The organism is Bradyrhizobium sp. 192 (genome assembly GCF_023100965.1).
Classification (GTDB): domain Bacteria; phylum Pseudomonadota; class Alphaproteobacteria; order Rhizobiales; family Xanthobacteraceae; genus Bradyrhizobium; species Bradyrhizobium symbiodeficiens.
Map to the genome: position 1 here is coordinate 4,296,901 of NZ_CP064690.1, position 13,049 is coordinate 4,309,949.

Below are 13,049 nucleotides of genomic sequence, written 5' to 3' on the forward strand. Positions count from 1 at the left end.
CCGCTGTGGATGCCGCGTTGGGTCTTCCTGTCCTGGTCGGCTTGATCGCCGTCGCGCTGCTGTTCGATTTCCTGAACGGCCTGCATGACGCCGCCAATTCGATCGCGACCATCGTCTCGACCCGCGTGCTGCGGCCGCAATTCGCGGTATTCTGGGCCGCGTTCTTCAATTTCGTCGCGTTCATGGTGTTCGGGCTGCACGTCGCCGAGACCATCGGCACCGGCATCATCGATCCCGCGATCGTCGATGCCCAGGTGATCTTCGCAGCCCTGGTCGGCGCCATCGTCTGGAACCTCGTAACCTGGGCGCTCGGCATCCCGTCCTCCTCATCTCACGCCTTGATCGGCGGCTTGTTTGGTGCCGGCGTGGCCAAAGCCGGTCTTTCGGCGGCGGTCTGGAGCGGATTGTCCAAGACGGTGATCGCAATCGTGCTGTCTCCGCTCGTCGGCTTCCTGCTCGCGATGGTGCTGGTTGCGATCGTCTCCTGGGCTTCGGTGCGCTCCACGCCCTTCGCGGTCGATCGCGCCTTCCGCATCCTGCAATTCGCCTCTGCCTCGCTCTATTCGCTCGGTCACGGCGGCAACGACGCGCAGAAGACCATGGGTATCATCGCCGTGCTGCTTTATTCGCAGGGCCATCTGGGTGGCGAATTCTTCGTTCCCTTCTGGGTGGTGCTGTCGTGCCAGGCCGCAATGGCGATGGGTACGCTGATGGGCGGCTGGCGCATCGTCCGCACCATGGGCCTGCGCATCACCAAATTGACCCCAATGCAGGGCTTTTGCGCCGAGACCGGCGGCGCGGCGACCCTGTTCATGGCGACCTATCTCGGGGTTCCCGTCTCGACCACCCACACCATCACCGGCGCCATCGTCGGCGTTGGCGCTGCCCGGCGCCTCTCGGCGGTGCGCTGGAACGTCGCCAGCTCCATCGTCTATGCCTGGGTCATCACGATGCCGGCCTCGGCCATCGTCGCGGCGCTGACCTGGTGGGCGGTCAAGCTCTTCGTCAAGTAACCAGCTTCAGCCCGACGATCCCAGCGACGATCAGCCCGATGCTGGCGAGACGGAGGGCGGTGGCCGGCTCGCCGAACAGGACGATGCCAAGCGTCGCGGTGCCGACTGCGCCGATGCCGGTCCACACCGCATAGGCGGTTCCAACGGGCAGGGATTTGAGCGCAAATCCGAGCAGGATGACGCTGCCGGCCATGGCTGCGAGCGTGACGACCGACGGAACGAGCCTGGTAAAGCCCTCGGTGTATTTCAGCCCGATCGCCCAGATGATCTCGAGAAGGCCCGCGACGAACAGGATGCTCCAGGCCATGACGACCCTCCATTCAAGGCAGGGTCGTCCCCGCGGCTGACATGCTGATGGGCGGGGAGGCCGTCCTCCCCCCAAGGCCAGTATGGCCAAGGCCGATATGGGGCTGGCTGGAAGGCTCCGCAATCACCAAATGAGGCTTGATCAGGCCCGCTTTCCCTGCCACACGCTGCCGCCATGTCCGACATCGCCACCACCACAGCCGAATCGCCGGCCCGTTCCCCGCTTGCCGCGGAAGTGGCGCGGCGGCGCACGTTTGCGATCATCTCCCATCCCGACGCCGGCAAGACCACGCTGACCGAAAAGCTGCTGCTGTTCGGCGGCGCCATCAACCTCGCCGGTCAGGTCAAGGCCAAGGGCGAGCGGCGCAACACGCGTTCGGACTGGATGAAGATCGAGCGCGAGCGCGGCATCTCGGTCGTGACCTCGGTGATGACCTTCGAGTTCGAAGGCCTCGTGTTCAACCTCCTGGACACGCCGGGCCACGAGGACTTCTCGGAGGACACCTATCGCACGCTCACGGCGGTCGATTCCGCCGTCATGGTGATCGACGCCGCCAAGGGCATCGAGGCGCGCACCCGAAAGCTGTTCGAGGTGTGTCGTCTTCGGGATATTCCGATCATCACCTTCATCAACAAGATGGACCGCGAGAGCCGCGACGTGTTCGAGCTGCTCGACGAGATCGAGAAGACGCTGGCGCTCGACACCACGCCGATGACATGGCCGGTCGGTCGCGGCCGCGACTTCCTCGGCACCTACGACGTCGTCAATGGCGGCGTGCGCCTGCTCGAAGGCGGCGGCGCCAAGACCGGCGCAGCGCAGCAGATCGAGATCGCCGAACTCGCCAAGCTCAACGCCAATCTCGACGTCTCCGCGGTCAAGGACGAGCTCGAGCTCGTCACCGAAGCGTCAAAACCGTTCGAGCTCGATGCGTTCCGCGAGGGCCATCTGACGCCGGTCTATTTCGGCAGCGCGTTGCGCAATTTCGGCGTCGGCGACCTCCTGGAAGGCCTCGGCAAGTTCGCGCCGGAGCCGCGCGCGCAGGACAGCGACCAGCGCAGGGTCGAGGCCACCGATCCGCGCATGAGCGCCTTCGTGTTCAAGATCCAGGCCAACATGGATCCGAACCACCGCGACCGCATCGCTTTCGCGCGCCTGTGCTCCGGCAAGCTCAGCCGCGGCATGAAGGCCAAGCTGGTGCGCACCGGCAAGAGCATGCCGCTGTCGAGCCCGCAATTCTTCTTCGCACAGGACCGTTCGGTCGCGGACGAAGCTTTCGCCGGCGACGTGGTCGGCATTCCCAATCACGGCACGCTGCGCATCGGCGACACGCTGACCGAGGGCGAGGATTTCAACTTCGTCGGCGTGCCGAGCTTCGCACCGGAAATCGTCCGCCGCGTGCGTCTCACCGACGCGATGAAGGCGAAGAAGCTGAAGGAAGCGCTGCAGCAGATGTCGGAAGAGGGCGTGGTGCAGGTGTTCCGCCCGCGCGACGGTGCGCCTGCGCTGGTCGGCGTCGTCGGCGCGCTGCAGCTCGACGTGCTGAAGGCGCGGCTGGAGGCGGAGTATTCTCTGCCGGTCGAGTTCGAGGTCAGCGAATTCCAGCTGGCGCGCTGGGTTTCCTCGGAGGACCGCAAGAAGCTCGACACCTTCATCGCCGCCAACACCTCCAGCATCGCCGACGACGTCGACGGCGATCCCGTCTATCTCGCGCGGAACGAGTTCTATCTCGGCTACACCAAGGAGCGCGCCGAGGGCATCGAGTTCACCAACGTCAAGGACGTCAAGAAGAAGGGGTAGAGGGCCCCAGCCAATTGCGCGCGAGCATGTGAACGCGTCTGGGCTTGACCGGTTCATTCGCGATGCCAATTTCACGCCATGTGGCGCGGCATCTTCATCCTTCTGCTGTTCGTGGTCTCGGCTGCCGCCGAGGCGCGTCCTCGCCAGATCAATCCGATCCCGTTCGCGCACGAGCCGTGCAGTGTGCTCGACGGCCGGCCCTGCACGCCGTCCTATTGCAGCCCGCTCGAACCCGGTCCCTGCATCCCGGAGATCGATTATCCCTACGGCCAGAACCTTCAGCTGACGATCCAAAGCGTGCCGTCCGAGGCCGATCGCGCAAAGTATCAAAAGCCCGATCACGATCTCGACACGATCGGCGACCTCTTCGCCGAGCTGCGCAGCTGCTGGTCGCCGCCATCGGACAATATGCGCGCGGGCATGCAGATGTCGGTGCGTTTCAGCTTCAACAGGGCCGGTGGCCTGATCGGGCCGCCGCGCCTCACATTCGCGACGTCAGGCGTTCCGGCCGAAACCCGCACGACCTATCTGAATGCGATCAACGCATCGCTGAACGCCTGCCTGCCGCTGAAATTCACCGGTGGACTCGCCGGCGCCCTGGCCGGGCGGCCGATCGCGATCCGCTATGTCGACAATCGCGAGTTGGTAAAATAGCTCTATCCCCTCATCCTGAGGAGCGCGTTCTTCACGCGCGTCTCGAAGGATGAAAGGCTCAGGTGTCGCAACAGCCGGCCTGCATGGTGAGAGTTGCGACCGCGGGCCAATCGATGATACGCCATTGGCGGGGGCTGCTTGAGGGGAGGATGTCGTGGGTCTGCTGGTCATGATCCTGGGGCTTGCGCTGTTTTTTGCGGCCCATGTGTTCACCACCAAACGTGAGGCGCGCGCGCACGCGATCGCAAGGCTGGGTGAGGGGACCTACAAGATCCTCTATGCCGTGGTCTCGCTCGCGGGTCTCGCGCTGATCATCTGGGGCTTTGCGCATTACCGTGCGACGGGATGGATCGACGTCTGGTATCCGCCGAAGGCGATGAAGCACATCACGCTCGCCCTGATGCTGCCCGCGGTGATCCTGGTGGTCGCCTCTTATTTGCGCGGCCGCATCTACGCGACGCTGAAGCACCCGATGCTGGCCGGCGTCAAGCTGTGGGCGGCGGCGCATCTTTTGGCCAACGGCGACCTTGGCTCCATCATCCTGTTCGGCTCGTTCCTGGGCTGGGCGGTCTATGACCGCATTTCGCTGAAACATCGCACCGACGGCGGCGGCCCGCCGATCCCGGTGGGCGGCGTCAGCAACGATCTGATCGCGGTCGCCGTCGGTGTCGTCGCCTATCTTGCGCTGGCCTTTGCGTTCCACCCGGTCGTGATCGGCGTTCCCGTGATCGGGGTCTAGCCGGTCGGCACAAGACGAAACCATGATGTCCATGCGTGGAAGCCGATAAGAGCAACGAGCCGAGGGCCCTTCGATGGATTGGTCGCAATCTCAGATCCCGCCGATGCGGTTCGAGGCGCGTTTTGGCGATCGGGTGGTGCCGGCGTTCGCGGAGCGCCCTAAAAACATATGGGAGATGGTCACGAGCGCTGCGGCGCGAAATCCTGACGGTGATGCACTCATCTGCGGTGAGCGGCGTCTTCGCTGGCGTGATGTTGTGCCCCAGGCGGCGCAAATTTCTGCGGGTTTCCGCGAGAAGGGCCTGCGGCGTGGCGACCGTATCGCGCTCTTGCTCGGCAATCGCATTGAATTCGTGTTGTCAATGCTCGCTGCGGCTCAGCTTGGGCTAGTGACTGTGCTGCTATCGACGAGACAACAGAAACCGGAAATCGCCTATGTACTGGCCGATTGTGGCGCGAAGCTCTTGCTTTTCGAAGCGGCGCTTGCCTATCGGCTGCCCGATGCCGGCGAGGTGCCAGATCTGAAACATCGGATCGCTGTGGACGACGATATTACGCTTTCGGACCTTGCCATTCTTGCGGATTTGCCGCCTCTGGAAGAGGCATGCGACGTGGATGAAGAGGACATCGCGATGATCCTCTACACCTCGGGCACCACAGGCAAGCCGAAGGGCGCGATGCTCGCCCATTGCAACATCGTCCATTCCTCGATGGTGTTCGTGTCCTGCCTGCAATTGACGGACGCGGATCGATCGATTGCGGCGGTGCCGCTCGGCCATGTCACCGGTGTCGTCGCCAACATCACCACCATGATCCGCTGCGGTGGCGCGCTGATCATCATGCCGGAGTTCAAGGCCGCCGATTATCTCAAGCTCGCCGCGCGCGAGCGCGTCACCTACACGGTGATGGTGCCGGCGATGTACAATCTCTGTCTGCTGCAGCCGGATTTCGACAGCTACGACCTGTCGAGCTGGCGCATCGGCGGCTTCGGCGGCGCGCCGATGCCGGTCGCCACCATCGAGAAGCTCAAGGCGACCATTCCCGGCCTGATGCTGATGAATTGCTACGGCGCGACCGAGACGACATCGCCCTCGACGATCATGCCGGGCGAACTGACCGAAAGCCATATCGACAGCGTCGGCCTGCCGTGTCCCGGCGCGCGCATCGTCGCGATGGATCCGGACGGGCGCGAGCTGCCCGATGGCGAGATCGGCGAGCTCTGGATTCAGAGTGCCTCCGTCATCAAGGGCTACTGGAACAACCCGAAGGCCACCGCCGAGAGCTTCACCAGCGGGTTCTGGCATTCGGGCGATCTCGGCTCGGTCGATGCGGAAGGCTTCGTGCGCGTGTTCGACCGGCAGAAGGACATGATCAATCGCGGTGGTCTGAAGATCTATTCGGCCGAGGTGGAATCCGTGCTGGCCGGCCATCCCGCCGTGATCGAGAGCGCGATCATCGCCAAGGCCTGCCCGGTGCTGGGCGAGCGCGTCCACGCCGTGGTGGTGACGCGGGAGCCGGTCGCCGGCGAGGCCTTGCGGGCTTGGTGCGCCGAGCGCCTGTCCGACTACAAGGTTCCCGAGACCATGGCGATCACACCGGAGCCGCTGCCGCGCAACGCCAACGGCAAGGTGCTGAAGCGGCAGCTCCGGGAGCTTCTGGGCACTTGAGCCGGGCAGACGAACCCTGGGCTGTCCCGGGTGGTTAACGCCTTGATCGGGCTCGCTTTGCCTTGCCAGCGCCATATCGTTAGGGTACCTCGCCGCCACGTGGGGGACGGGATTCCTGACGCGAACGCCTTGGCGCGCGCACCCGGACGGGTATGGGATTAGCATAAGTGTCTGAATTATTTAACGAAGTCGACGAGGAAGTACGTCGCGAACAGTTCAAGAAGCTGTGGGACAAGTATTCGATTGTCTTCATCGCCCTGATGGTGTTGGTCGTGGCTGCCGCCGCTGGCTGGCAGGGCTACAAGTACTTTCAGGCCCAGAAGGCCGCCGCAGCCGGCGCCGCCTTCGAGAAGGCTGCCGAGCTGTCCGAGCAGGACAAGCACGCCGAGGCCGAGGCGGCCTTCACCGAGCTCGCCGGCAAGGCGCCGTCGGGCTATCGCACCCTGGCGCGCCTGCGTGCCGCGGCCGAGGCGGCGCCCCGCGACGCCAAGGCTGCTGCCAAGATGTATGACGACATCGCTGCAGACCGCAGCGTCGGTGGTGAGTGGCAGGATCTGGCCAGGGTCCGCGCCGCCGGTCTGCTGCTCGACAGTGCGTCCTATGCCGACATGCAGCAGCGGCTGGAGTCTTCCGCGGCGCCCAAATCGACCTTCCGTCATAGCGCCCGCGAGATGCTGGCGCTGTCGGCCTGGCGCAACAACGACATGACCGCGGCCCGCAAATGGCTCGACGCGATCGGTGAAGACGGCGAAACGCCGCCCGGCCTGCGCTCCCGCGCCGAGGCGCTCCAGGCCCTGCTTCCGCCCGTCGCCAAGAGCTGAGCAAAAGAGCTGAGCAAGAACAGCCGACGACGGTCCTTAAGACGTAAACGAGACACAAGATGCGCCGCACGCCACGCTTGATCGCAGCCGCCGTCCTGATCGCCTTCACGGGCGTCCTGGGCGGCTGCTCCAGCTTCGATCCAAGTGACATGCTCGACTTCCTCGACACCAAGAAGAAGCTGCCGGGCGACCGCAAGCCGGTCTTCCCGGATGGCGTGCCGGGTCTGGAGCAGGGCGTGCCGAGAGAATTGTACAAAGGCGCGCAGCAGCAGCCGGATCCGAACGCGCCTGCCGTCGCGGCTTTGCCCGCGGAGCCGCCGCCCGAGCCGGCCAAGCCGGCGAAGGGAGCCAAGGCGAAGCACACCAGGCAGCCCGCCGCCGCAGCCGTCGCGCCCGCGGAGGCGCCCGCTGGCGAAGTCGACGGCGAGGCCCAGCCGGAGGCGGCGCCGGCCACGGCCGCTCCGCCGCCCAAGCACAAGATCGTCCGCAAGCGCACCACTGCGCCGCCGCCGGACCAGCCGGTCCAGCAGGCGCAACCGACCCAGACCACGCAGCAGCAGACGCAGGGCAGCTTCCCAGCGCCGCTGCCGAGCGGCAGCTTCTCGCGCTAATTTTTCATTGCATTGACAGACGCGGCTCCGGCAGCGCACGAATGACTGATGCCCTTCACAATTGCCATCATCGGCCGCCCCAATGTCGGCAAATCGACGCTGTTCAACCGTCTGGTCGGACAGAAGCTCGCGCTCGTCGACGACCTGCCGGGCGTCACGCGCGACCGCCGCGAGGGTGAGGCCAGGCTCGGCGATCTCGAATTCACCATCATCGATACCGCCGGCCTCGACGAGGGCGCCAAGGGCTCGCTGACCGCGCGGATGCAGGAGCAGACCGAGACCGCGATCGCGCAAGCCGATGCGCTGTTCTTCGTCGTCGATGCCCGCATCGGTCTCACGCCCACCGACCGCGCCTTCGCCGATTTCGCCCGCAAGGCCAACAAGCCGGTGCTGCTGGTCGCCAACAAGAGCGAGGGCAAGCACGGCGATGCCGGCGCGATGGAAGCCTTCGCGCTCGGCCTTGGCGATCCCATTCAGATCTCGGCCGAGCACGGCGAGGGCATGGGCGAGCTTTACGACGCGCTCGCCAAGCTGATGCCGGAGCCCGTCGACGACGATGAGACCGAGGACGACGCGCCCCTCACCGAGGAAGAGGCCGCGACGCGCCCGATCCGGGTCGCTATCGTCGGCCGGCCCAACGCTGGCAAGTCGACGCTGATCAACCATCTGCTCGGCGAAGAACGCCTGCTGACGAGCCCGGAGGCCGGCACCACGCGCGATTCCATCGCGGTCGAGATCAACTGGAAGGGCCGCGAGTTTCGCGTGTTCGATACCGCAGGTCTCCGCCGGCGCTCCCGCATCGAGGAGAAGCTGGAAAAGCTTTCGGTCGCCGACGCCCTGCGCGCCGTCCGTTTTGCCGAAGTGGTCGTGATGATGATGGATTCGCAGAACCGCTTCGAGGAGCAGGATTTGCGCATCGCCGATCTGATCGAGCGCGAGGGCCGCGCGGTGGTGCTCGCCGTCAACAAATGGGATTTGATGGAGAGCAAGGGGGGCGGCGCGATCTCGGGCCTGCGCCGCGATGCCGACCATTTGCTGCCGCAGATCAAGGGCGTGCCGATTGTCGCGGTCTCGGGCCTGATGGGCGAGGGCATCGATCGGCTGATGCAGGCGATCCAGGACGCCTACGCGCTTTGGAACCGGCGCGTGTCGACTTCGGCATTGAACCGCTGGTTCGAGCAGGCAGTTCAGGCCAATCCGCCGCCGGCCGTGTCCGGCCGAAGGCTCAAGCTCAATTACATCACCCAGACCAAGGCGCGCCCGCCGAGCTTCGTGTTGTTCTGCTCGCGCGCCGACGCGGTGCCGCAGTCCTATCTGCGCTACCTCATCAATTCCATGCGCGAGACTTTCGAGCTGCCGGGCACGCCGGTGCGCATCACCTTGCGTGAGAAGGCCAACCCCTTCGCCCACAAGCGCAAGCGGCCGTCATGAGTGACGGCGCCGGCGAGGCGACGGCGCAGGGCGCTGCGCCGGTCCGGCGCGGTGCCGTCGCCTTCATCTTCGTCACCATCCTCCTGGACATGCTCGCGCTCGGCGTGATCATGCCGATCCTGCCGAAGCTGATCGAGAGCTTCGTCGACAACGACACCGCGCACGCGGCGCGCATCTTCGGCCTGTTCGGCACCGCCTGGGCGCTGATGCAATTCGTGTTCTCGCCGCTGTTAGGGGCGCTGTCGGATCGCTTCGGGCGGCGGCCGGTGGTGCTGCTGTCGAATTTCGGCCTCGCCGCCGATTACGTGCTGATGGCGCTGGCGCCATCCCTGCTGTGGTTGTTCGTCGGCCGCGTGATCTCCGGCATCACCTCGGCCAGCATTTCGACGGCGTTTGCCTACATCGCCGATATCACGCCGCCGGAGCGGCGCGCGGCGGTGTTCGGCCGGATTGGCGCGGCCTTCGGCGCGGGCTTCATCCTGGGACCAGCGCTTGGGGGCCTGCTCGGCGATATCGATCCGCGGCTGCCGTTCTGGGCGTCGGCCGCGCTCAGCTTCGCCAATGCGCTCTACGGGCTGTTCGTGCTGCCGGAATCGCTCGCGCCCGACAAGCGCCAGCCGTTCCGCTGGAGGAGCGCCAGTCCGGTCGGTGCGCTCCGCCTGCTGCGCTCCAATGCGATGCTTGCCGCGTTGTCCGTCGTCAATTTCATCGCGCAGGTTGCGCATGTCGTGCTGCCCTCGACCTTCGTGCTCTATGCGACCTATCGCTACGGCTGGGATTCCAAGACGGTAGGATTGACGCTGGCTATGGTCGGCATCTGCGCCATGGTGGTGCAGGGGCTCGCAATCGGCGCCATCGTGCGGGTGCTCGGCGAGCGGAATGCGCTCCTGCTCGGCCTGTGTTGTGGGGCGCTCGGCTTTTTGGTCCTCGGCAGTGCGCCGACCGGGCCGCTGTCCTGGATCGGGATTCCCATTCTGGCGCTGTGGGGCATCTCGGGTGCAGCCTCGCAAGCGCTGATGACGCGGCTGGTCGCGCCTGATCAGCAGGGCCAGCTCCAGGGCGCGACCGCGAGCGTGCAGAGCGTGTCGCAGCTCGTCGGCCCCTTCCTGTTCACGCTCACATTTTCATATTTCATCGGCGCCAGCGCGCCGCTGCATCTGCCCGGCGCGCCGTTCCTGCTCGCGGCGGTGCTGATGGTGATCTGCGTGGCTATAGCGCGACAATCTGGATGGGAAGCGCGCGACAATCAGGATGGCGAGTGGGTGTCGCGGCGAGGTGATGATTGCCGCGATGATTGTCGCGCGCAAGAGTTTTGTTCGCTCTGATTGTCGCGGAGCGTCAATCAGCGAGTGTTTTTGGTGTCGCGTGCGAGGATGGTCGCCCTGGACCACGCTTCCGCTCGAGCGCGGTGCGCCTGCGATAGCTTTCGACGTTCATCTCGACGATGGTGGCGTGGTGAACGAGGCGATCGATGGCGGCGAGCGTCATAGCAGGATCCGGGAAGACCCTGTTCCACTCTCCAAAGGGCTGATTGGCGGTGATCAGCATGGAACGCCGCTCGTAGCGAGCGCTGATGAGCTCGAACAGCACGCTGGTCTCGGCCTGGTCCTTGGTGACGTAGGCAAGATCATCGCAGATCAGGAGGTCGAAGCGATCGAGGCGGTTAATGGCGGCCTCGAGATTGAGCTCGCGCCGCGCCACCTGGAGCTTCTGGACGAGATCGGTGGTGCGGGTGAAGAGGACGCGCCATCCGTTCTCGATAAGGGCCAGGCCGATGGCTGCCGCCAAGTGACTCTTGCCGCCGCCGGGCGGGCCGAACAGCAGCAGATTGGCGCCCTTGCCGAGCCAACCATCGCCGGCGGCGAGCGCGGTCACCTGTGCCTTGGAGATCATCGGCACAGCCTCGAAGTCGAAGTTGTCGAAGGTCTTTCCAGCGGGCAGCCGCGCCTCGACGAGATGGCGCTCGACGCGGCGGCGGCCGCGTTCGGCGATCTCGTGCTCGGCAATGGTGGCGAGGAAGCGGGCCGCCGGCCAGCCTTCCTTGTCGGACTGCTCGGCAAATTGCGGCCACAGCACCTTGATGGCTGGCAGCCGCAACTCGTTGAGCAATAGATTGAGGCGCGCGGTGTCAATGGTGTTGGCCGTGCTCATGCGGCACCTCCGATCTCGCCGGCACCGATGAGGCACTCATAGGTGGCGAGCGGTGCGAGCTGCACCACGACGTGCGGCACGCAGGCCGGATCGGGAGAGAAGTAAGCGCGCAGCCGGTTGAGGTCGGGCAGTCGGCCGGCATCAAGCTCGGTCGCGAGCTGATCGGCGAGTTCGGCCTCGCAGCCGCGCTCATGGGCCAGTACGAGCAGATCGACCATGATCCGGCAGGCTTTCCTGTCCGGCAGCCGTTCGCGCAAGCAATCGAAGGTTCGGCGATAGGCATCGCGCGGGAACAGCCGATCACGGTAGACGAGATTGAGCAGCGCCATTGGCTTGCGCCGCAAGGAATGGATCACGTGCCGATAATCGACGACCTGGTCGTGCTTGCCGTTGGGATGCGGCCGCCCACGCGGCAGGGTGACGAGATGGGTGCCGCCGACGAACACGTCGAGACGATCGTCGTAAAGGCGCACCCGCAGTTGGTGCCCGATCAAACGCGACGGCACGGTGTAAAACACCTTGCGCAAGGTGAAGCCGCCGCTTGACGTCACGCGGACAATCACCTCCTCGTAGTCCGAGGTGCGGCGATCTGGCAACGCCTGCAGGGTGGCGCGCTCGTGGTCGATCCGCTTGGCGTTGCGGGCATTGCGGCGGCTGACGATCTCGTCGATGAAGCCGCGATAGGCGGCGAGATCATCGAAGTCGGCAGTGCCGCGCAACAGCAGCGCATCGGCGATCGTCCGCTTGAGATGGCCATGCGAGCTTTCGATCGCCCCGTTCTCGTGGGCGATGCCGCGATTGTTGCGGGAAGGCCGCATGCCGTAGTGGGCGCAGAGGTCCTCGTACCGCCTGGTCAGATCGTCCCTCGCATTGCGATCGAGATTGCAGAAGGCGGCCGACAGGCTGTCGGTCCGATGCTCCCGCGGTGCCCCACCGAGCGACCATAGGGCATTCTGCAGCCCTTCGGCCAATGCGACGAAGCTCTCGCCACCGAGCACGACATGGGCGTGTTCAAACCCGCAATAGGCCAACCGGAAGTGATACAGGCGATGATCGAGCGGCACGCCAGCGATGGCGACCCCAAGCTCGCCCATATCGGTGAAGTCGGACAGGCCGACCTGGCCCACTTCGTGGGTCTGGCGGAAGATGACCTCCTGCTCCTCGCCGTGGATCGCCCGCCAGGCGCGGATCCGGCGCTCGAGCGTGCGGCGGATTCCAGCCCCCAGCTCAGGATGGCGTCGGAGCATCTCCTCGAAGATGGCCACGGGCCGCACGCCGGGAGCCGCCTTCAGCATCGGCACGACCTCCAGGCCGAAGACGTTGGCCAAGGGATCCGGCCGGCGCCTTTGCCGCGGTGACTTCTTTTGCGACGGAAGGCGCAGATCCTTCTCGAGCCGATAAGCGGTCGACGAACTGAACGACGCCTTCGCGGCCGCCTCTGGCGGCGAATTGGTTTGACGGAACTTCATGTAGAGCCTCATCTGGTGATCGGTGACATGGCAGCCTGGCAACGGGTGATTCCTCTTTGGCGAGAAGAACCATCCATCACCGGCCAGCCGCGATCACCAGACGGCGCGGTCCGGTCGGATCGCGCCGTCGCCGGGCTCGTAACTCCGGTCGGGCTACGCCCTCCCTGCGTCACGAGCCCGGCGAAGCTCTCTCATCCTGATTGACGCTGCACTTCCATCCTGATTGCCGCGCCGCAGCGTGGCGATCGCGGTGCGGACGGTGGGGGCGGCGAAGTCGGTCTAGTAGGGTGGGCAAAGGCGCACAAGCGCCATGCCCACCATCCGTTCATGGAAGCAAGAAGTCGTGGGCACGCTTTGGTTTGCCCACCCTCCGGCAGCCTGTAATCGCCA

The 13,049-nt window shown here is 65.3% G+C and carries 12 protein-coding genes; 9 read left to right on the forward strand and 3 right to left on the reverse strand.

The window, feature by feature from the left end; translation table 11 throughout:
* Positions 1-5 precede the first annotated feature (5 nt).
* Positions 6-1,013: an inorganic phosphate transporter gene (locus IVB24_RS19555; protein WP_247768143.1), complete on the forward strand. Its 1,008-nt coding sequence runs from the start codon at positions 6-8 to the stop codon at positions 1,011-1,013.
* Here the strand turns inward: IVB24_RS19555 and sugE are convergent.
* On the reverse strand, positions 1,006-1,320 hold the full coding sequence (gene sugE / locus IVB24_RS19560; protein ID WP_166469599.1) for a quaternary ammonium compound efflux SMR transporter SugE: 315 nt from the start codon (positions 1,318-1,320) through the stop codon (positions 1,006-1,008). The genes IVB24_RS19555 and sugE overlap by 8 nt on opposite strands.
* Positions 1,321-1,494: 174 nt before the next feature.
* Between sugE and IVB24_RS19565 the strand changes: the two genes are divergently transcribed.
* The 8 genes from IVB24_RS19565 (at position 1,495) to IVB24_RS19600 (ending at position 10,364) form a co-directional block, all read left to right on the forward strand.
* Positions 1,495-3,117 (forward strand): peptide chain release factor 3, encoded by a 1,623-nt coding sequence (locus IVB24_RS19565; protein WP_094974556.1) that lies wholly within the window; start codon positions 1,495-1,497, stop codon positions 3,115-3,117.
* A 78-nt stretch (positions 3,118-3,195) separates the two neighbouring features.
* Positions 3,196-3,771: a hypothetical protein gene (locus IVB24_RS19570; RefSeq protein ID WP_247768145.1), complete on the forward strand. Its 576-nt coding sequence runs from the start codon at positions 3,196-3,198 to the stop codon at positions 3,769-3,771.
* 154 nt (positions 3,772-3,925) lie between these two features.
* On the forward strand, positions 3,926-4,510 hold the full coding sequence (locus tag IVB24_RS19575) for an NnrU family protein (RefSeq protein ID WP_247768147.1): 585 nt from the start codon (positions 3,926-3,928) through the stop codon (positions 4,508-4,510).
* A 73-nt stretch (positions 4,511-4,583) separates the two neighbouring features.
* On the forward strand, positions 4,584-6,176 hold the full coding sequence (locus tag IVB24_RS19580; RefSeq protein ID WP_247768149.1) for a class I adenylate-forming enzyme family protein: 1,593 nt from the start codon (positions 4,584-4,586) through the stop codon (positions 6,174-6,176).
* A 167-nt stretch (positions 6,177-6,343) separates the two neighbouring features.
* Entirely contained in the window at positions 6,344-6,997 is a 654-nt protein-coding gene (locus IVB24_RS19585; RefSeq protein ID WP_247768151.1) for a tetratricopeptide repeat protein, read from the forward strand.
* 59 nt (positions 6,998-7,056) lie between these two features.
* Positions 7,057-7,608 carry a hypothetical protein gene (locus tag IVB24_RS19590; RefSeq protein ID WP_094974552.1) on the forward strand — a complete coding sequence of 184 codons (552 nt, stop codon included), beginning with the start codon at positions 7,057-7,059 and terminating at the stop codon, positions 7,606-7,608.
* Positions 7,609-7,656: 48 nt separating this feature from the next.
* Positions 7,657-9,039 carry a ribosome biogenesis GTPase Der gene (gene der, locus IVB24_RS19595; protein WP_247768153.1) on the forward strand — a complete coding sequence of 461 codons (1,383 nt, stop codon included), beginning with the start codon at positions 7,657-7,659 and terminating at the stop codon, positions 9,037-9,039.
* Positions 9,036-10,364, forward strand: coding sequence for a TCR/Tet family MFS transporter (locus tag IVB24_RS19600; protein ID WP_247768155.1), 1,329 nt, complete (start codon positions 9,036-9,038; stop codon positions 10,362-10,364). The genes der and IVB24_RS19600 overlap by 4 nt, the downstream gene beginning before the upstream one ends.
* A 13-nt stretch (positions 10,365-10,377) precedes the next feature.
* Here the strand turns inward: IVB24_RS19600 and istB are convergent, their stop codons facing one another.
* Both istB and istA read right to left on the reverse strand, forming a co-directional pair.
* Positions 10,378-11,190, reverse strand: a complete 813-nt coding sequence (istB, locus tag IVB24_RS19605; RefSeq protein ID WP_247300139.1) for an IS21-like element ISBj11 family helper ATPase IstB — start codon at positions 11,188-11,190, stop codon at positions 10,378-10,380.
* Positions 11,187-12,671, reverse strand: a complete 1,485-nt coding sequence (istA, locus tag IVB24_RS19610; RefSeq protein ID WP_247768157.1) for an IS21 family transposase — start codon at positions 12,669-12,671, stop codon at positions 11,187-11,189. Before istA ends, istB begins: the two co-directional genes overlap by 4 nt.
* Positions 12,672-13,049 lie beyond the last annotated feature (378 nt).

Excerpts from the sequence above, each read along its gene's own strand:
- sugE (WP_166469599.1), bottom strand. The coding sequence starts at position 1,320 with ATGGCCTGGAGCATCCTGTTCGTCGCGGGCCTTCTCGAGATCATCTGG.
- IVB24_RS19565 (WP_094974556.1), top strand. The coding sequence starts at position 1,495 with ATGTCCGACATCGCCACCACCACAGCCGAATCGCCGGCCCGTTCCCCG.
- IVB24_RS19570 (WP_247768145.1), top strand. The coding sequence starts at position 3,196 with ATGTGGCGCGGCATCTTCATCCTTCTGCTGTTCGTGGTCTCGGCTGCC.
- IVB24_RS19580 (WP_247768149.1), top strand. The coding sequence starts at position 4,584 with ATGGATTGGTCGCAATCTCAGATCCCGCCGATGCGGTTCGAGGCGCGT.
- IVB24_RS19590 (WP_094974552.1), top strand. The coding sequence starts at position 7,057 with ATGCGCCGCACGCCACGCTTGATCGCAGCCGCCGTCCTGATCGCCTTC.
- der (WP_247768153.1), top strand. The coding sequence starts at position 7,657 with ATGCCCTTCACAATTGCCATCATCGGCCGCCCCAATGTCGGCAAATCG.
- IVB24_RS19600 (WP_247768155.1), top strand. The coding sequence starts at position 9,036 with ATGAGTGACGGCGCCGGCGAGGCGACGGCGCAGGGCGCTGCGCCGGTC.
- istB (WP_247300139.1), bottom strand. The coding sequence starts at position 11,190 with ATGAGCACGGCCAACACCATTGACACCGCGCGCCTCAATCTATTGCTC.
- istA (WP_247768157.1), bottom strand. The coding sequence starts at position 12,671 with ATGAGGCTCTACATGAAGTTCCGTCAAACCAATTCGCCGCCAGAGGCG.